Consider the following 20,985-nt stretch of genomic DNA (forward strand, 5'->3'; position numbering starts at 1 on the left):
ACGCAAAAGTTACTTAGGTAAAACCTGCCGCAGCGCTGCTAAAAGTTGGTCAACACTTTCTTTACGACTATTAAAGCCCATCAATCCGACGCGCCAAACAAGACCCGCGAGTTCGCCAAGGCCACCGCCAATTTCAATATTATGTTCATTGAGTAACTGTCGTGCGATCGCTTTACCATCTACCCCGGCTGGAATACGGACAGTGGTCAACGTTGGTAGTCTATATTCTTGCTCAACATGCAAACTTAGTCCTAAGTTTTCCAACCCTTCCCAGAGATATTCTACGTTCTTTTGATGTCGCTGCCAGGAATTTGCTAACCCCTCTTCTGCCAGCAAGCGTAATGCTTCCCGCAATGCATAGTATAAATTAATCGGTGCTGTGTGGTGATAGGTGCGTTCAGTACCCCAATACTTGCCCAGTAACGACATATCTAAATACCAGTTTGCAACCTTTGTTTGGCGCTGTTGCAATTTCTCAACTGCACGCGCACTCATCGTAAAGGGAGAAGCACCTGGCGGGCAACCCAACCCTTTTTGACTGCAACTATAGGCTAAGTCAACTCCCCAAGCATCCAAAAATAAGGGGACACCACCCAAACTTGTCACCGTATCCACCAGCAGCAAAGTACCAAATTCACTGCACAAATCAGCTACTCCTTCCAACGGTTGACGTGCGCCGGTGGAAGTTTCAGCATGAACTAGAGCTAAGATAGCTGGACGATGAGTTTTTAAGGCAATTTGCAGTTCATCAAGGTTGAAGACTTGTCCCCAAGGTTTGGTAATAGTTCGCACATCAGCACCATAACGTCCAGCCATATCTACAAGGCGATTACCGAAGTAACCAGTTACACCAATTAAAACTACATCATCGGGTTCTACAGCATTGGCAATGGTTGCTTCCATTGCAGCCGTTCCCGTACCGCTAACTGCAATGGTGAGTGAATTTTCTGTTTGCCATACATAGCGTAGCAACGACTGAATTTCATCCATGAGTGCGAGAAAAGCTGGGTCAAGATGCCCAATAGGTGAGGTATTCATCGCTTGGAGAACTGTAGGATGGGCATTGGATGGTCCAGGCCCTAACAGTAGACGGGATGGGATTTCTAGCGGTGTGAGTTGCAAGCGTCCAGAGTCGTTAATTGAAATTGTTTGCGTCATAATCTGTCTTCGCCTAGACGATACTTACAGGATCATATAGGAATCCGATTTCATTCCTGAACTTACTTGTATAGAGAGGGAACGGGGAACAGGGAAGAGGGAAGAAGGGAATAGAGTGTACTGAGTTTTTTCACGCAATCAAATACAAATTCTATATGAACGAAAGGAATAGACATCTAAAGAATTGGCGTAGGGACAATACCCTGCGGGAAGCCGCTTCTCTACGAGACGCTCCGCGAATGCGTCTACATGAATTGTTCCTACAAAGGGTTTCAGGTAATGCTTATTTAATTTTCACTCCTATGTCTATCTATTAGATGTGTACTGAGTTTTTTATCAAAGATTTCAGGTACTTTCTATGCTCGAAACTTCTCAATCATCCTAAATGAAATTAGTGTATTTACTGAGGGAAAGGATTTATTTTATTCCTAGATTAAATGTAACTACCATGAATTACCTGCAAAAATTTTCATTTCTGCTCAATATCAGGGACTCACTATTAGACAACTATGAGAAAGCACACTGCTGTAAACAAAATATCTATAAATATTACTACTAACCCAAGCATCGACTTGTATCCTAATCGCCTAGTTTTTATTGACTCACAGGTTTATGACTATCAAAGCCTGGTAATGGGTGTATTACCAGATACCTCTGTTATCGTTTTGGATGCTAACCAAGATGGCATTGAGCAAATTAGTCAAGTACTGGAGTCTCATCAGGGAATTAATAGCTTGCATATTGTTTCCCACGGCGCACCTGGGTGCATCTATGTGGGCAATAGTCAACTTAACAACCAAACACTCAATCATTACGCAGCACAACTGATGGGTTGGGCAAATGCTTTGAGTGAAGATGCAGAACTACTGCTGTATGGTTGCAAAGTAGCTCAAACAGAGTCGGGTGTGTTGTTGATCAGATGTTTGAGCGAATTGACAGGTGCAGTAGTAGCGGCCTCTGATGACTTGACAGGGAATGCTGCATTAGGTGGTGACTGGGAACTGGAGGTTTCTACAGCGGCTATTATTCCTCATTTAGCATTTAGGCAAGAAGTAATAACAGCCTACACTTCAGTTCTATCCGTAGTTCTCGATGCCAGTTTTGATAGTGATGGCAAGGTCACTACTGACTTGGGCGGTGCTGATATTGCTAGAAGCATTGCCCTGCAACCTGATGGCAAGATTCTAGTAGCGGGAGTGAGTAGTAATAACTTTGCTGTGGTACGTTACAACAGCAATGGTAGTCTCGACACCAGCTTTGGTAGTGGTGGCAAGGTCACTACTGATATTGGTAATAAGACGAGCGATACCAGCTACAGCATTGCCCTGCAACCTGATGGCAAGATTCTAGTAGCGGGAGTGAGTGGTAATAACTTTGCTGTGGTACGTTACAACAGTGATGGTAGTCTTGATGCCAGCTTTGATACTGATGGCAAGGTCACTACTGACTTGGGCAGTACTGATGTAGCCTACAGTATTGCCCTGCAAGCTGATGGCAAGATTATCCTGGCAGGAAAGCGCGGTAATGACTTTGCTGTGGTGCGTTACAACACTAATGGTAGTCTCGACATCAGCTTTGGTAGTGCTGGCAAAGTTATTACTGATTTGGGCAATACTGATGTAGCCTACAGCGTTACTCTACAAGATGATGACAAAATTATTGTGGGAGGAGTGAGTAATAATAACTTTGCCCTAGTGCGTTACGACAGCGAAGGCGCTCTCGACAGCAGCTTTGGTAGTGCTGGCAAAGTTATTACTGATTTGGGCAATACTGATGTAGCCTATAGCGTTACTCTACAAGGTGATGGCAAGATTATCCTGGCGGGAAAGTGCGGTAATGACTTTGCCTTAACACGTTACAACAGCGATGGCAGCCTCGACACCAGCTTTGGTGGTACTGGCAAAGTTATTACTAATATTGGTAGTAATACTACTGATACCGCCTACAGCGTTAGCGTGCAAGCCAATGGCAAAATTATTGTAGCGGGTTCGAGTAGCGGTAACTTTGCTTTAGTACGTTACAACAGCGATGGTACTCTTGACAATGATTTCAACACTAATGGCATCATCACCACTGATATCGGCACAAAGACTGCTGATAATGCCTATGCTCTCACCCAACACGATGGTACGATAATAGTCGCGGGGGTCAGCGCCAATAACTTTGCTGTGGTACGGTATAGGGTTAATCAAAATCCAGTGCTAGTGAACGAAATAGCAGACAAAGAGACTCCAGAAGACATAAATTTCAACTTCACAATCTCAGATAGTTTCCAAGATCCAGATCAAGGAGACATTCTCACTTACACTGCCACTCTCGAAAACGGCGACTCTTTACCGAGTTGGTTGAGTTTTGATGCTAATACCAAAACCTTCAGTGGCACTCCCTTAAATGAAAATGTCGGTAGCTTAAATATTAAAGTTACCGTCAAGGATATTGCTCAAGCTCAAGCGAGTAATGTCTTTACATTGACAGTTACTAACACCAATGATGCGCCAGAGGTGGCGAATCAAATCACTGCTCAACAAGCAACAGAAGACACAGTTTTTAATTTCACAATCCCAGCCAACACCTTCATTGATGTCGATGCTGGAGACATTCTCACCTACACTGCCACTCTCGAAAACGGCGACTCTTTACCGAGTTGGTTGAGTTTTGATGCTAATACCAAAACCTTCAGTGGCACTCCCTTAAATGAAAATGTCGGTAGCTTAAATATTAAAGTTACTGCCACAGATAATGCTTTTGCCGAAGTCAGTGATGTTTTTACACTGACAGTTGCTAACACCAATGATGCGCCAGAGGTGGCGAATCAAATTGCAGATCCAGAAGCAAGAGAAGACACGGTTTTCAATTTCACTATCCCTGAAGACACATTCATTGATGTTGATGCTGGCGACACTCTCAATTACACTGCCACCTTGGAAAATGGTGACTCTTTACCCAGTTGGTTGAGTTTTGATGCTAATACCAAAACCTTCAGTGGCACTCCTTTAAATGAAAATGTGGGTAGCTTAAATATTAAAGTTACTGCCACAGATACTTCTTTTGCCGAAGCGAGTGATATTTTTAGACTGACAGTTGCTAACGCCAACAATTCGCCAGTCCTAGTGAATGAAATCGTAGACCAAGAAGCAACAGAAGACACGGTTTTCAATTTCACTATCCCTGAAGAAACCTTCATTGATGTTGATACTGGAGACACTCTCACCTATACTGCCACTCTCGAAAATGGTAACTCTCTACCGAGTTGGTTGAGTTTTAATGCTGATACTAAAACCTTCAGTGGCACTCCCTTAAATGCAGATGTGAATAACCTCAACATCAAAGTTACCGCTAGGGATATTTTTGGGGTTGAAGTCAGTGATGACTTTGCACTCACTATTAAGAACGTCAACGATGCCCCAGAGGTTGATTTGGCGATCGCTGACCAGAAAGCTATAGCAGAAACTACCTTTAACTTCACCATCCCTAAAAACACCTTTAGTGATGTGGATTTTGAAGATACCCTAACCTACACTGCTACCTTAGACAATGGCGATCCACTACCGAGTTGGTTAAGCTTCGATGCTAATGAGCTTACCTTCAGCGGCATTCCTACGAATAATAATGTGGGTAACTTGAACATCAAAGTTACCGCCATCGATTCGGCTTTTGCTGAAGTTAGTGATATATTTACACTGACAGTTGCTCAAAAGACTACTTCTAGCATTGAACCAACCAGCCTACTTACAAAAATTACAGGCGATATCTTTAATATTAAAAGTCAAGGTAGCGGTAAAAAAGCCAAACTCTCCGTCAAGATTAAAAGCAACACCTTTAAAGAAGTCAATGAATTGGGCGTATTTTTCGTTGATGATGCCGCAGGTACTATTGACGGTGTAGCTCCTGGTGCAGCAAATTATACCGAGTTAGCTCTGCAACGAGCAACGGTACTTTTCTCATCTCTTGCTAAACTACCCAATGGTTTTAATCCTACTGATCTGACAAGGCTTCTAGAATTAAACTCTGAGAGTAATCTGAGATTTTATTTAATACGTAACAGCACTACTCAGGCGGTGCTATCTGGGCAAACCTCATTTTCTCAGGTGCTTTTTTCCTCAGACACCAATGTAGATAATGAAGGATTCTCTCTCAACTTCCAGAACTTGGTTGTCAAGATTGAAGCAACAGACCAAGATCCACCTTTAGGTACGAGTCTTCAAGGAAAATATGAAGCCGAACTGATTGATTTACGGAATGTGACACAATTGGTGAAAGCCGAATTTATGGTTCATAGAGAAGCAACTTTTAACAACTTTGTCGGCTTTTATCAGGTAACTGATGAGAATGGTGGCATTGATACCAATGGCGATGGTAGAGCAGATGTACTTGTTGGACAGGCGGGTTATACTCAAGCAGCTATTAGTAACCGTGTCGCTGGTATTGACTTAAGTGTCGCTAACCAAGGTACAGGAACTTTTACAGGTGCTTTCCAACCTGGTGCTATTTTCGTACCATTTATCATCGTTAATGCTGGCCCTGATGCAATTCTCGATCGCAATCCCAATAACGATCCGCCAGTTTACTTCTCTTTCTTGGGCGCTAACAGTGACAAAGCAGATCATATTCGCCTGTTAAGCAATAATGTTTTTGGCTTTGAGGATTTGGCAAATGGTGGCGATCGCGATTACAACGATTTGATTGTCCGAGTTAATTTGAGTATTGCATAGATGGATGTATAGCCTGTAACTTTGATTGAGCAATGAATACAGGCTTTATTTTGGGAAAAATCTAGTTATATAGAGCGATCCATCAATATTTTAGTGAATCTGTCATTTGCCAGAAGATAGGATTACCACAAAGTATTACACTGGTTAAGACAAATGTATGACCTGCTCCCTGCTCCCTGCCCCCTTTCCTCTTCGTTGACAGTGTACTTATTCACTTACTCAGAACATAATTATGGTTTTTGCTGGCAAACGACCGAATAATTTAGGTATTAGCAACGGTAAATTAGCATCCTGCCCTAATTCCCCTAATTGCGTTTCTAGTCAGAGTGCAGATGCAGCCCACAAAATTGCACCACTGACTTTCACATCTACCCCAGAACAAGCAATTACTAATCTGAAAAAGATTATTCAGTCCTTACCAAGAACTAAAATCATTACCGAAAGCCAAAATTATTTGTATGCAGAATTTAAAAGTGCTTTACTGGGATTTGTAGATGATGTAGAGTTCTATCTAGACCGGAATGCAAATGTTATCCAAGTGCGTTCAGCTTCACGCTTAGGTCAGAGTGATTTGGGTGTTAATCGTCAACGAATAGAAACTATTAGAGCCAAGTTTAAATAATTCGTAGCTGTATATATAATGATTTGGTGTTGGTATTTCACCGAAAATTACGAATTAGTTCAACTCTGCGATCGCTATATTGTCATATTTGTGAAACTTAATTTATTTAAAAACTTTGATTCCCGCCCCCGACTAATCATTGCTGTCGGACTTGCTGTATTAGTTTCAGTAATCCTTCCCCAGTGGCTACACTTACCCACTCGGATTCTTTGCGCTTGGAACTCTGGTATTGACTTTTTCTTAGCCATAACTTGGTGGAAAATGACCAAGGCGAACCCGGAAAAAATTCGCCGTTATGCTGAGAGTGAATATGAAGGACATTTGGCTATATTCATGCTGGTGATTGCTGCGGCTTGTGCCAGTGTTTTAGCCATTGGTTTTTTACTAACTGATAAAAAAGGGTTGTCAACAATTCTGCTTATCCTACATGTCGTACTTTCAATTATGACCATTGTCGGTTCTTGGCTACTAGTGCATACGATGTTTGCAGTGCAATATGCACATAGCTATTACAAATATGTAAATCGTAATCATAGTCAAGAAATCACCGGAGGTTTAGATTTTCCTAATAACGATTATCCAGACTACTGGGAATTTTTATATTATTCTTTTGTAATTGGTATGACTAGCCAAGTTTCAGATGTGGAGACGAGATCGCGCGAGATGAGGCGCTTGACTCTATTACACAGTATATTATCCTTCTTTTTCAATACCACCATTTTAGCTATGAGTATTAATATCATTGCATCGCTGATTTAAAAATTGCTTGACTCAGCCAAAAATATGATTATTTTGTTCTCTTATTAGAGAAAGAGGAAATTAGATTGCAAGTTTTTTAGCATGAACTTAGATTGAGATAATATAGCAGTCCTATCTCCTTCTTCTCGTTTTGCAACAGTTAGCCAACACAAATTGGCAGGCGGATGTAGAACTCGCTGCCTTGACCTAACTCAGACTGCACCTCTAAACTGCCACCATGCTTATCAACGACGATTTGATGGGCGATCGCCAATCCCAATCCAGTTCCTTTGCCGACTTCTTTAGTGGTGAACAAGCGATCAAAAATTCTGGTTTTGACTGCCTCAGGTATCCCAGTGCCATTATCCTGAATCAGGATTAATACCTGGTTTTCCAAAACCTCTGTACGGATAATGATTTTTTGAGGATTGGCTTTGATCTCGTCAAAGGATCTGACTTGGGCGATTTCATCGAAGGCATCGATCGCATTTGCCAAGATGTTCATAAACACCTGATTTAACTGCCCTGCGTAGCATTCTACAAGTGGTAAATCGCCGTAGTTGGTAATTACTTGAATCTCTGGTCGCAGTTCATTAGCTTTGAGGCGGTGTTTGAGAATCAAAATTGTGCTGTCAATGCCATCGTGAAGGTTGAAAGCGACGGGGCGATCGGTGTCAGCGCGAGAAAAGGTTCTGAGACTAGTGCTAATAGACTTGATTCGCCTCACTCCTTCGGACATCGAGCCAATTAGCTTAGGTAGGTCTTCGCGGATGTAATCGAAATCAATGGTTTTAATCTCGTTTTGAATCGCAGCAGTGGGCTGTGGATATTCCTGTTGATAAAGGTGAACTAATCCAAAGATATCGTTGATATATTCTAGAGCAGGCTCGATATTGCCGCTCAAGAATCCAATGGGATTATTAATTTCATGGGCGACTCCTGCGACTAAGTTGCCGAGGGCAGATAGTTTTTCGCGTTGCACGAGTTGGATTTGTGAGGTCTTGAGTTCTGCCAATGCCTCAGAGAGTTGGTTTGTGCGCTCGACTACTTGCTGTTCTAAATAACGGCTTAAGCGATATAGTTTGGTTTGAGTTTTGACTCGTGCGAGGACTTCTTGCTCGGAAAAGGGTTTGGTAATGTAGTCTACGGCTCCCAATTCTAGAGCGCGGATTTTGTTCGCGGTATCCGAGAGTGCAGTCATAAAAATAATTGGGATATGGGAGGTGGCGGGGTTGCTTTTGAGGCGTTGACAGGTTTCAAAGCCGTCAATTCCCGGCATCATCACATCCAATAAAATCAGATCGAGTTCCTCGTTGAGCTGTGCTTGTTCGATCGCACTGAGTCCATCCAGAGCGATCGCCACTTCAAAGCCAGCGTCTTCTAGGGTTCTAGATATAATTTCCAAATTGGTGGGCGTATCATCCACAATCAAAATTAAGCCATTAGTCATTTACTTACTCCTGCCTCCAAATAGGCTTGGATTAACTGGTCAATCTGCTTTGGCTGGAATTTTTGAGCCAGTTTGATGATCTGTTGCGTAAAGGGTTGGTAAATGCGATCGCGTTGCTCTAACTCTTCCGCCATTTCGATGAGTTTTTTCAACCGTCCTTGTTGCACCAGTTTGAGAAGTTTTTGCAAGTCTTCTAGGGGTGGGACGCGATCGGCGGTCAATTGGGTATCAGCCGCGATCTCCGCAGTTTCTCGATTGCTTGGGATTTCATACTGCCAAACCAAATCTAAAAACTTTTCCAAAGTTGCGAATAACTCATCAGCATGGACGGGTTTGGGCAAGAAATCATTCCCGCCTGCATTAATGCTCATTTGGCGATCGATTTCTGCCACGGATGCGGAAGAGACGATTACCTTGTGATGCTGTAAATCGGCTGAACTGCGGAGTTGTTTCAACATCTCGAAGCCATCCATCACTGGCATAGCGAGATCGGTGACGATCAAATCAGGGTGGTGCTGTTGGGCTTGAACTAACCCCTCTTGGCCATTTTCCGCTTCCAGCAAGTTGAAACCCAAAGGCTCTAGTAGGTTCACAATCACCGACCGATTTTCCCAGCGATCGTCAATAACTAAAATGCTGCGTTTTTGCCCTTCGTAGCCAATGATTTGCTTGCCAGAGCCATGAACGTTTTGTTGCACCCAATCGGTGGCGATCGGTAATGCCACTTCAAAGAAAAACTCACTCCCCGCCCCAAGTTCACTCTTTAACTGAATTTGCCCACCCATAAGTTGGATGATGCTTTGGCTGATTGCTAGCCCTAAGCCAGTGCCTTCTGACTGACGCTTCTGATCCCCGACTTGTTCAAAGGGTTGGAAGAGTTGATGCACCTGATCGGCTGCAATACCAACTCCAGTATCGAGAATTTGAAATTTGATCCGGGAGATGGAAACATCTGTATTTGTCTCCAACACCTCAACTTTGAAAGTGACACAACCCTCGTCAGTAAATTTAATTGCGTTGCCTAGAAGGTTGAGCAAAACTTGGCGCAGACGTTTTTCGTCAGCCTCAATACCTGCGGGAAAGTTATCATCGGGCTGATAAACGAAGTCGATGCCTTTTTGGTCAGCCCGGACGCGACAAATTTCCACAATTCCTTGCAGGAATGAAGGAAAGTGGAGGGCTTTGGGGACGAGTTCGAGTTTGCGGGCTTCGATTTTAGACAAATCTAAAATGTCGTTGATCAGTGTCAGCAGATGAGAGCCGCACTGATGAATAATATTGACCCCATGACGTTCTTTATCGGGTAGAGATTTGGAGCGATTTAGAATTTGGGCATAGCCGAGAATGCCATTGAGCGGTGTACGTAGCTCATGGCTCATGTTGGCTAGGAATTCACTCTTGGCGTGGTTTGCACTGTCGGCTACTTCTTTCGCCTGTTGAAGTTCAACCGTGCGTTCGGCAACGCGATCTTCGAGTTCGGTGAAGGAGGTTTTGAGTTGGGTTGCCATTTGATTAAACGATCGCGCCAATGCTTCTAGTTCATTGATGCCTTTTACTTCTACGCTGCGATCGAGGTTTCCAGTGGCGATCGCTTCACTCGCTTGCTGTAATTTGAGGATGGGATCGGTAATCCAGCGTGAGGTATAGATACCCAACATGGTTGCCAAACCCAACGCACCTAAGCAGAGCAAAATTGTGTTGCGTGTATTGGCATCAATTTGAGCCATAAAGTCCGATTCTGGCACGACAACTACGCTCAACCAGTCAATGCCTCGTCCGTCCCGAATCGCTGAAACTTGCACAAACTGGCGTCCAGTTGGCAGCTTGAAATCAATCTGTTGACTCTGTTGAATGGTATTGAAACTACCTAATCGATCGAGAATAGCTTGTGCGGTGGCGCGAATTACAGGGCTTTCAGACTTGACAGCAGGAATTTGTTGCAAAGTCTTCTCTTTCAGGTTGATGATGTAGGGTTCTTGAAGCTTTGAACTTGCAATCAGGTTGCCTGAGCGATCAATGATAAAGGTTTGTCCCGTGTGTGCGACCTTTAGCGCCTTGAGAAAATCATAGATTTTACTAATCCGAAAAATACTATTTTGAACTCCCAAGAACACGCCATTGTTGTTGTACATGGGTTGGACTAAAGCAATTGAAGGGGTTTTCACAGAACTACCCAAAAACGGCTTTGTCCAGGTTGGTTTTCCGGCTTTCTGGGCAATTTGATACCAGGGTCGAGATCGGGGGTCAAAATTTGCTATAGTTTCTATCAATGCAGCCCGTTCACCTCTCTCATCAAGTCGGTAAATTTTGCGCTGAGGTAGATCCTCTTTTTTGCCAACAAAAGCCAAGATACCTTTATTCGATGAATCCTCTACTTGGATACTTGTACCGTCAGGCATCGCAATTTGGGTGAATTCGACTATATCTTGGCTGACTAACCGCCAAAAAGACCGTTCCAGTTTAGTGACATCGGTTAAGTTAAGCTGCCCTTCTTGAGCCTCTGCGACGATCGCTTGTCCAGCAATATAAGGTCTTTCCAAATAGTTTAGGACTTGCAGGTTGAGGCGATCGCTCATCTCTTGACGTAACTGACTGGAAACATCATTGACTGCTTTCTGCCCATTCCGCAAGGAAATATATCCCGTTAGCCCAACGGCAGCAAAGATTTGCACAACAAAGGGAACAATCAAAAGCGATCGCAATGGTAAACGTTGAATCAAGCGAGGAGCGATGATTTTTTTTGATAAGGAAGACATGACGGCTGATTCCTATGAACTGGCAATGCCAACGTGTGTTGCCGCCCTTATCATTCCCCAATCAATCACAACATAAACAAATCTCAATCTAAGTATGTTACTAAATTAACGTGAGTTCGATAAACCTCTCCCTCCCAACCTCCCTCTCCGAAACGGAAAGGGAGGAGCAACGAAAAATTAAGCTTTTTGCTCCCTTCTCCGTGTCGGAGAGGGGCTGGGGGAGAGGTCAAATAAGACTTGTCGAACTCACGTTAAATTAACTTGCATATTCCCAATCACTGAGTAATTCATGCTGTTGTGATATTTTCTGGCATGGTTAATTGTCCCCAATGAGATTAACGATCGCTGTAGCTAAATCGACTGGATCGACTGGTTTAGGTAGGTGCTTTTGAAATCCGGCGGACATTGCTTGGTTATAATTAATTTCTCCAGCATAAGCTGTCAATGCGATCGCAGGAATTTGCCCGCCTTGTTCTGGTGGTAATTTTCTCACCTCCCGCAGCAACATATAGCCGTCCATTAAGGGCATTCCAATATCGCTTAAGAGGATATCTGGCGATGATTGCACTAATGTTTGCAATGCTTCATCTGCTGATTCAACTGCTGTTACCGTCGCGCCATATTGTTCCAGCACAAAGCTAAAAAACTCTCGCACATCAGCTTGATCGTCCACAAGTAGTATTTGCACTCCAGTAAGTAATGTTTCGTCATTACTGAGTTCTGGTTGAGAAGGCTCACCACTGCTGACTCGCAACTCAGAATTTTTCAGCAAAGGTAGGCTGACTGTAAAGGTAGCCCCTTGTCCTTCTCCCAGACTCTCTGCTTGAACTGTCCCACCATGAAGTTCTACTAGATGGCGCACAATGGCCAGTCCTAATCCCAGTCCACCAAAGACTCTGGTTGTTTTAGCATCTGCTTGTCGAAAGTAGTCAAAGACGTAGGGCAAAAATTCCGGGCTGATTCCTTTACCTGTATCAATTACCTGGATTTGGGCATCTAACCCAACTTGTTTGAGATGTACTTCTACAAGTCCATCTGTGGGTGTGAATTTCACGGCATTGGAAAGGAGATTCCACATCACTTGTTGCAAGCGATCGCTATCACCCAGAACTTTGCCGATATCATTACTTAATACTGTTTGAATTTGAATTGATTTAGCTTCTGCTGCTAAACGCACTGTTTCTAGGGCAGCTGCGATCGCTACTTTCAAATCCACTGCATAAAGATTTAAGCTAACTTTACCTTGTAAAATCCGCGAAACATCAAGTAAATCTCCAATCAATTGGGTTTGTAATTTGGCATTCCGCTCGATTGTTTCCAATGCCTGGATTTTAGTAGCTTCGTCAAACTTGCGGGTTCTAAGTAACTTTGCCCATCCTAAAATCGGATTCAAGGGAGTCCGAAGTTCATGGGAAAGGACAGCCAGAAATTCATCCTTAAGGCGGTTGGCTGTCTCGGCTTGTGCCCTGGCAGTCTTTTCAGCTTCGTAAAGTTGAGCGCGAGCGATCGCTTGGGCACACTGTTGTCCCAGTGTCAACATAAATCCCCGGTCTTCTTCGGTAAATATTTGCACAGTGGTAAAGCTTAATCCCAATGCCCCAATTACTTTGCCTTCTGCAATCAAGGGAATGGAAACCCAAGCATTATTTCCGGTGAGGGTAACAACATCTGTTAAACTCGGATATCTAGCAATCATGGTTGCTAAATTTTCTACAAAAATCGGTTGCCTAGTTCTGACTGTTTCTGCTATTTGGTTAGGTGCAGTGATGGGAAAACTTGCCCAGGTATCGATAAGTGATTGGGGATAGCCAATTGCTTGCACAACTTTTAAATTACTACTGAGTTGGTCAAGTAAGACAACAGAACCACCAGTAGCTTCCAAGGCGGCAATCCCTTGGTTCACCACTACATCAGCCACTTGTTGGGGAGTTAGGGCTTCTGAGAGGGCAGCAGTTATTCTTTGTAAAAGTATGGTGCGATTGACAGACCTTTCAGCCGCCTGTTTTGCCTGTTGAGTTTCTTGGTAGAGTCTAGCATTGTCGATGGCCGTCGCTGCCCGTCGGGCGATATCTTCTGCTAAAGCCAAGTCTGTTTGTTGGTAATACCGGCCTGACTCGGCTGTAAAAAAAGAGATCGATCCAAATAATTGCCCACGAGAACGAACTGGAATCACCATTAGAGAACGCATACCCAGACTTCGCAGCAATTGCAGATTTTCTTCGTCTTCTGACATCTGTACAAGAATCGGGTCAGATAATATGGGATAAAAGACAGATATTCCCAGCTGTAGCTGCTGTACAAGCTCTTTGGCTCTGGTTTTGGGTCGATAACGTAGTCGGATTTCGTCTAAAATATTTAGTTTTGTGAGATCGGCAATTGCGATCGCAATTTGTTTACTTGACCAATCTTCTTGAAAAACATCTACAATACACCAGTCAGCTAAGGTTGGAACTGCCAGATTCGCGACACTTTTTAAGGCAATTTCATAATCTAATGATGCAGCTAGTAAGGTGCTAGCTTCGACTAAAAAGTTTTGGGTGGCTTCAACTCGTTTGCGTTCGCTAATATCCTCAATAATCCCTAATGCATAATTTGGCTGTCCGTTAGCATCCCAAACTACTGATGAAGTCAGGTTTACCCAAACGATAGAACCATCTTTGCGGATGTAGCGTTTTTCTAGGGAATAACCACTAATTTCCTTTGCCAAAACTCGCCGAGCATTTTCCCAATCAACAGCTAAATCGTCAGGGTGGGTAATTTCTTGGAAGTTCATTTGGATTAACTCTTCATGGTTATACCCAGTAATTTCACAGAGGGCAGGATTCACCTGAATAAATCGTCCATCTAAAGCTACTAAAGTAATACCAACAGCTGCCTGGTCGAACATTGCCCGGAACCTTTCATCACCTTCTCGTAAAGCAACTTCTGTTTGTTTTGCTGCCGTTATATCTGCCAAAATAATCCCAATTCCTACGGTTTCACCCATTGCGTTGTTGACTGGGTAATAGTTTCCTAGCCAGTAGCCGTAACGTCCGGGTTGCTCTCTTGTCTCACCACTAATTTCGACATTCAGCAGGGGTTCTCCAGTTTCTAATACGCGTTGTAACTGTTGCTCAAACTCAGCGGCCATCCCAGGTAACACTTCCTGAAATTTGCGCCCTAGATGTTCTTCAATTGTCAAACCGTTAATGTCAGCAAAAACCTGATTAATTCGGATATATTGCAGTTGGCGATCTAAAAAGCATACGGCAACAGGAGCAGCTTCAAGTAGCGCATCTAAAAGAGATAGAGATTCAGCATAATGGACTAAAGCTTGGTTGATATCTTGATAAAGCTGGGAATTTTCTATTGCTAAGGCAGCACGATGGGTAATCTCTGTTGCTAAAGTTAGGTCAGTGCGATCGTAGCGGCGGTCTGATTGAGTGCTGACAAAGCTGATAGTGCCAAGTATTCGCCCTTGTGTGATTAATGGTACTATCATCACAGATTTCATACCCAATTGCCGAACAAGTTCTAAGTGTTCCTGATTTTGAGTACTGGCGACTAATAGCGAGTCAGATAACTCTGAGATTAATTCACTTTGCCCAGTTTGCAATACTCTAGTAATTGCACTTGCACCCTTGTAATCTGTTGCATACTCTTGAAGTTTACGCGCCAACTCCACTTTTGATGGGTCTGTATGGGCAATGGGTAGGCGGCGAATGGAACCATCATCATTTAAAATGTCTACGCTACACCAATCTGCAAGCTGGGGAACTGAGATTTTAGCGATCTGTTCTAAGGTTTGTTCGTAATCTAGTGAAGTAGAGAGTAAACTACTAACTTGGGCGATATAGCGCAGTCTTTCTTCAGCTTGTTTGCGCTCTGTAATATCCAGAACAAAAAAAGCGCCTCGATCTACAGTCCCTTCAAAATGGCTACCACCTACCAAAATTGACAAGCGTGAGCCGTCTTTACGGATATATTCTTTTTGATATGGTGTGCAAAAGGGGCTATCTTGAAATTGAGTTAGTGCTTGTTTATCGAGTGGCACGTACTCTGTAGGAGTTAAGTCTTGCCAACGAAGTGTTCCCGCAACTAATTCTTCACGGGTATAACCCACCATATTCAGCAAGGCATCGTTAGCATCTGTAATCTTACCGTCTCTATCCCAGAAGCCAATACCAATCATATTGGACTCAACTACACTACGAAACTTCGCTTCGCTTTCGCGTAATGCTTGCTCAGTTTGTTTGAGTTGAGTAATATCAATTGAACTAATGCCCACTCCCAACAACTGCCCATCCGCCAAACACACTGGGTAATAGCTGACAAGAGCATAACGATATACCCCAGGCGGATAGGTTTCACCGCTCACTTCTTGGTTGAGTAAGGGCTGCCTAGTTGCCATCACTTGCTCAAAAACAGGCTCAATTTGCGCTACCCATTCCGGTAATACTTCCCTAAAAGTGCGGCCAATATGTTGATTTTGCGGTACACCGTTGATAGCAGCTAGGGCTTCATTAGCATAAATGTAGCGTAGTTCAGTATCGAGAAAAGCTAGCGCCACAGGTGAACTAGTAAGCCAAGCATTGAGTAAGGCCAGAGATTCGTCTTTTTGCTGAATAGCTTGCTGAAGTTCATGGTGCAACCTGGCTTTTTCTAGTTCTGCTTGCTTGCGTTCAGTAATATTCACACCTGCACAGGTAATACCCTGAATGCTATTATCTACATCCCTTAGCGGTTCAACTAGCAAATCATAATAACGGTCTTCTCCACAAGCTGTCAGATAAACTTCTTCACGGGCTGAAACGCCAGTCTCTATTACCTTCAGCTTAATTGCCCTCAATTGTTCTGCTACTATAGCTGGAAATAATTCATCATCAGACTTACCTAGCATTTCTTCAGCTGTGTCTAGACCTTGAGGATTATGAATCCACTGGTATCGTAAATCACGATCCTGCTGAAAGATCGTGATATCTGAACTACTTAACGCTAATCGAAATCGTTCTTCACTAACTCTCAGCTTTTGGAAATTTTCATCAGCCCGTTTTTTAGCAGTCTTTAATGCCTCACAGATGATACTAAAGAGCAATCCTTGTAATGCAAACAAACCAATTCTCACACAATTTGAGAGATCAAAACTTAGCTCAAATACTGGCGGAAGAAAGAAGTAATTGCTCAGTAACGCAGACAAGGAGGTTGCCAATAGCCCTGATTTCAAACCACCATACCAAGCACTGAGCATGACAGCGCTAAAAAATAGCAAAAAAGGAGTTCCACTCATGCTTAACCAGGGGTCTAACATCAACATTATCATTAACGCAGATGTGACAATCAATACAGCAACGCTATAACGCACTAATTGGAAATAATGAATATGGGGCATGAAAATGTCTTGGAACAACCAATACTTATTGCATAGGCTTTATATACCCTAAGCTAGCTTACAAGTTTTAGTAACTTATCTACAGATAGATTTTTATTTATTAAAAAAACTTCTTTCGTTAGAGGTTAATTACTCGGTTATATAGTAAGTAAGAATAGCCAGAACTTATCATTAATCTTCTATATTCATAACATTGGGTTGCTGATGATATAATACTCAATTTAAAAAATGCTGTAACCCAAGTTTATAACAAATACCAAAACAAAGATGATTTTTATCTGATATATCTTCTGGTTTCATCTCCAACGCAAATCTGACTAAAAGATGTGGGTGAATTAAAATGAATCGTAATTACAGCAGTTTTCATGTATTTAAACCACATCTGTCATCAGGGCACAGCAATGCTCATACGTGTCAACTTAAGCTGAAACCTTTTTCAAACTCTCGTTTACAGTCGGAGACTAGGAACGAGACAATCTAGAAGCTGGTTCTAGGCTAGCTAGCTTTCACGTTAAGTTGACACCAATGAGCATTGCTGTACCCCTACCGCTTAGGCAAGATTATTGATAAGCTGTTGCACCTGCAAATTGCATCACAAGCATGATTAGGCAAAACCTGTAAATCCTCTCCCTTGCACCCTGCACCCTGCTCTCCTGCCGCCTCAATGTGCGAACTATAATCACAACAGCTTATCCTTTAGCACTGCTACCAATTTTTCAATATGTGCTGCTTCATGAGTTGCCATTATAGATATTCTGATCCGACTTGTGGGCACTGTGGGAGGACGAATGGCTGGGGCAAAAATGCCAGCATCTCTTAGTTGTTTTCCAGCTTGGAGGGCATCTTTGGCACTAGGCAATTGAAAACATAATATTGGTGATTCTGAAGGCAGTAATTTTAGATTGGGTAACTGTTGTTGCAGCAAATTTTTCAAGTAATGTACATTTTTCCACAATTTGTCCCGGCGTTGCGGTTCTTGTTGCACTATCTTGATTGCGGCTAAGGCTGCCGCCGTATCAGCAGGTGAAAGCCCAGTGGTGTAAATCCAAGTGGGTGCGCGGTTCCGCAAAAAGTCGATTAGGGCGCTACTTCCTGCCACATATCCGCCTAAACTACCCAAAGCTTTACTTAAAGTACCAATTTGAATTAATGGCTTTCCCGTACACCCAAAATGTTCGACACACCCAGCGCCAGTTTTTCCTAGTACACCAGTGGCATGAGCTTCATCGACTAGCACCATACAGCCAAATTCATCAGCAAGATCCAAGAGTGCAGTCATTGGACATAAATCGCCATCCATGCTAAAGACGCTATCAGTAAGAATCAAACAGCGTCGGTAGTTTTGCCGCTGTTGACTCAACTGAGTTTTTAATACTGCCATATCACAGTGCGGGTATTCTACAAATGCTGCACCACTGAGAATTGCTCCATTTTTCAGACTGGAATGATTGTACTGGTCAGAGAGAATTAAATCACGCTTGCCTACAAGAGCGGTAATTGCACCCAGATTGGCTAGATACCCAGAACTAAATACCAAGGCATCTTCTGTTTGTTTGGTAAATGCGATCGCCTCTTCTAACTCCCTGTGTAATTCCCGATGCCCACTGAGTAATCTAGAACCAGTACTACTAGTGCCAAATTGGGCGATCGCAGCCGTCGCCGCTGCCATCAACCGCTCATCCCCAGCCAATCCCAAATAGTCATTGCTGGCAAAATTAATTACCTCTTGCCCAGCTAAAACCACCGTTGCACCCGGACGACCATCGATAGGTTGTACTAAACGATACCAGTCTGCCCGATGAATTGTTGCTAAGGACTGTTCTAGCCAGGCATAAGGGTCGCGTCGCTTCGCTCCGAATTCAAAAGTCAAAATTCAAAATTCAAAATTAATGATCCCTATAAATAATAAATAAATTTAGGGACTTGTATCATGAGTTGTTTTCGGTCAGTGGGCATAAGGGGGGCAGGGGGAGAATAACCAATGACAAATGACAATTAAACTTGTTCGCTGCTGAGATGAGCGATCGCTTGTTTAATCCAATCTTCGACGTAGGCATCTTTCGGTAGTCCGATGTCTTCGCTGACTACGTGCAGGGCGTGACTGACCTCATGGGCAGTATATCCCAAGGCGAAGAGGGTCATTTGCACCTCTTCGAGAATTCCTGGTGCAGGCCCGCCTGTGGCGACGAAGAACCCGGCTGATTTGCGCCACTCGACCAATTTGCTTTTCAGTTCCAAACAGATGCGTTCAGCGATTTTTTTGCCCACACCTGGAGCCTGAATGAGGATTTGTGTGTTGCCAGCGATAATTGCTTGGACTAAATCTGGTAGTTCCAGAGTATCCAGGAGGGCGATCGCTAAGGCTGCACCAATACCTGTGACAGTCAGCAAGTGGCGAAATAAGTCGCGTTCGGATGGCGAAGCAAAGCCATAGAGAAAGGGCACTTCTTCCCGAATTTGCAAATGGGTAAAAATTTGCGCCACTCCTCCTGACTCTGGTAACTGGTTTGCTAGCCGTTGGGGAACTTGCAAATCATACCCTAAGCCATTCACTTCCAGAGTCAGAATCACGCGATTAGCGCCAATTGTTTGGATACCAGCGACTATACCTTTTAGATAACTAATCATTACAAGAGACCAAAATAATGTAAGCCTTCGATAATTCCACCTGCACAAAAACCTTTTGCCAGGTAGCGGTAGTCTGCGGGATACTCATTGTGCCATTGGAGTAACTCTTTGCGGGCATTCCCCACAATGATTCCCCGTTCATTGCCTACAGCAAATAAAGCAATATCATTACCTGAATCACCACAGACAACTGTTTGTTCTGCTGCAAATTTCCACTTCTGGCGTAAAAATTGCATTGCTTGACCTTTATCGCTGGTGCGGGGTACAATGTCAAGGTCTATATCGCTACTGTAGATTAACTTTACATTTAATTTATATTTTTGCAACTCCGCTTCAAGTTGTGGTAGAACATTTGCAGATGCTTTTTGTTTTAAAAAGAAGCTGACTTTAAAAGGACGCTGTTCTGAATCTGGTTGCCGTACTAAGTCATGGTATTTGTCTGTAACAGATAATATTGCTTCGCGTTCCCATCCCGGAGATAAGATTTCTGCCCAATCTGAGTCTTGTGTGTCAGTACCATTGAGGTAAATTTCAGTACCCACAGAAAGTACGAGGGCATCTGGTTGCAAAAGATTTTTTTGAGCTTGGAGTTCTTTGTAAAGTAGAGGCGATCGCCCGGTAGAATAAACTATTTTAGTCCCGTATTCTTGGCGATGTTGACTCAGCAGTTGATTCAGTTCTGGTAAAGCGCTATCATCGCCGACGGTGCGATATACGAGGGTGTCATCTAAGTCTGTTACAAACAGAAATGGTTTCATAATTAAGACCTCTTGCAAAATTTCGTTATTCTAACGCGTGAAGATACTTTTACAAGAGGCTTGCTTGTTGAAAACAAAATATGCCAGAGATTCAATTCGGGGTTAAAGGTAGTTGCAATGATTGTCAGCATTCATTGAGTCAGAGACTCAATGAATGCATTTTCAGGCGCAGCATGGGAACGAGTCAATGCTCATCAAACTAGGTTTTTAGGAATTGTGTGTACACAGTAGCTTCTTAGAATGGCTGTTAAACCTCATCTATGTTGAAACCTAGAGTTTTTTATATTTCACGTAATAAATAGATTTATAAGTTCATTACAATGATTGTTGCAAATACTTAAGCCTTTCTTATACATGGAGGAGCATTTGTTGCAAAGTATTAAACATTTGCAATAACTAATTATACATTTGCTGCAAATGCTTAAGCGTTTCTTATACATGGAAGAACATTAGCTGCAAAGCATTAAGCATTTGCAACAACTAATTATACATTTGCTGCAAATGCTTAAGCGTTTCTTATACATGGAAGAACATTAGCTGCAAACGCTCAAATTTTGACAACTAATGTTTAGATTTGAGGGATGTCGAAAGAAATATAGCACCAAAAAATAATGTAGAGACTTAGTGCTACGTCTCTTTTGCTTAATGCACTACGATACAATCAATTAAACCACCTACCTCTACTGCCTGCGATCGTGGTCAACACGTCTCCACAACATCCAACTCCAACTGATTCTACCTCCGACATTCCGCCTCTTGAGAGTGGCGATCGCCTCATTCGTCTAAATATTTAAA

General features: G+C 43.0%; 11 protein-coding genes. 4 read left to right on the forward strand and 7 right to left on the reverse strand.

Features of this window, described 5'->3' with window-relative positions:
* Positions 1-9: 9 nt before the first annotated feature.
* Entirely contained in the window at positions 10-1,158 is a 1,149-nt protein-coding gene (locus tag V7L07_RS29640; RefSeq protein ID WP_335062828.1) for an alanine--glyoxylate aminotransferase family protein, read from the reverse strand.
* A gap of 509 nt (positions 1,159-1,667) precedes the next feature.
* Between V7L07_RS29640 and V7L07_RS29645 the strand changes: the two genes are divergently transcribed.
* From V7L07_RS29645 to V7L07_RS29655, 3 genes are all read left to right on the forward strand, one after another.
* Complete coding sequence (locus V7L07_RS29645; RefSeq protein WP_335062829.1) at positions 1,668-5,870, forward strand: putative Ig domain-containing protein; 4,203 nt, start codon at positions 1,668-1,670, stop codon at positions 5,868-5,870.
* 232 nt (positions 5,871-6,102) lie between these two features.
* On the forward strand, positions 6,103-6,492 hold the full coding sequence (locus tag V7L07_RS29650) for a DUF1499 domain-containing protein (protein ID WP_335062831.1): 390 nt from the start codon (positions 6,103-6,105) through the stop codon (positions 6,490-6,492).
* Between the two features lie 18 nt (positions 6,493-6,510).
* Positions 6,511-7,251: a DUF1345 domain-containing protein gene (locus tag V7L07_RS29655; RefSeq protein ID WP_335062833.1), complete on the forward strand. Its 741-nt coding sequence runs from the start codon at positions 6,511-6,513 to the stop codon at positions 7,249-7,251.
* Positions 7,252-7,390: 139 nt separating this feature from the next.
* Here the strand turns inward: V7L07_RS29655 and V7L07_RS29660 are convergent, their stop codons facing one another.
* From V7L07_RS29660 to V7L07_RS29685, 6 genes are all read right to left on the reverse strand, one after another.
* A complete protein-coding gene (locus V7L07_RS29660) occupies positions 7,391-8,680 on the reverse strand; it encodes a sensor histidine kinase (RefSeq protein WP_335062835.1) in 1,290 nt (429 codons plus the stop codon).
* A complete protein-coding gene (locus V7L07_RS29665; protein WP_335062837.1) occupies positions 8,677-11,436 on the reverse strand; it encodes a hybrid sensor histidine kinase/response regulator in 2,760 nt (919 codons plus the stop codon). Before V7L07_RS29665 ends, V7L07_RS29660 begins: the two co-directional genes overlap by 4 nt.
* 316 nt (positions 11,437-11,752) lie before the next feature.
* Complete coding sequence (locus V7L07_RS29670; protein WP_335062838.1) at positions 11,753-16,804, reverse strand: PAS domain S-box protein; 5,052 nt, start codon at positions 16,802-16,804, stop codon at positions 11,753-11,755.
* A 679-nt stretch (positions 16,805-17,483) separates the two neighbouring features.
* Entirely contained in the window at positions 17,484-18,674 is a 1,191-nt protein-coding gene (gene bioF, locus V7L07_RS29675) for an 8-amino-7-oxononanoate synthase (RefSeq protein ID WP_335062840.1), read from the reverse strand.
* 125 nt (positions 18,675-18,799) lie between these two features.
* Complete coding sequence (ruvA, locus tag V7L07_RS29680; RefSeq protein ID WP_069069384.1) at positions 18,800-19,432, reverse strand: Holliday junction branch migration protein RuvA; 633 nt, start codon at positions 19,430-19,432, stop codon at positions 18,800-18,802.
* Positions 19,432-20,190 (reverse strand): sucrose-phosphate phosphatase, encoded by a 759-nt coding sequence (locus V7L07_RS29685; RefSeq protein WP_335062842.1) that lies wholly within the window; start codon positions 20,188-20,190, stop codon positions 19,432-19,434. Before V7L07_RS29685 ends, ruvA begins: the two co-directional genes overlap by 1 nt.
* A 638-nt stretch (positions 20,191-20,828) precedes the next feature.
* Between V7L07_RS29685 and V7L07_RS29690 the strand changes: the two genes are divergently transcribed.
* On the forward strand, positions 20,829-20,984 hold the full coding sequence (locus tag V7L07_RS29690) for a hypothetical protein (protein ID WP_335062844.1): 156 nt from the start codon (positions 20,829-20,831) through the stop codon (positions 20,982-20,984).
* Position 20,985: the final 1 nt, after the last annotated feature.

This window comes from Nostoc sp. (assembly GCF_036916985.1).
In the GTDB taxonomy this organism is placed as follows: domain Bacteria; phylum Cyanobacteriota; class Cyanobacteriia; order Cyanobacteriales; family Nostocaceae; genus Nostoc.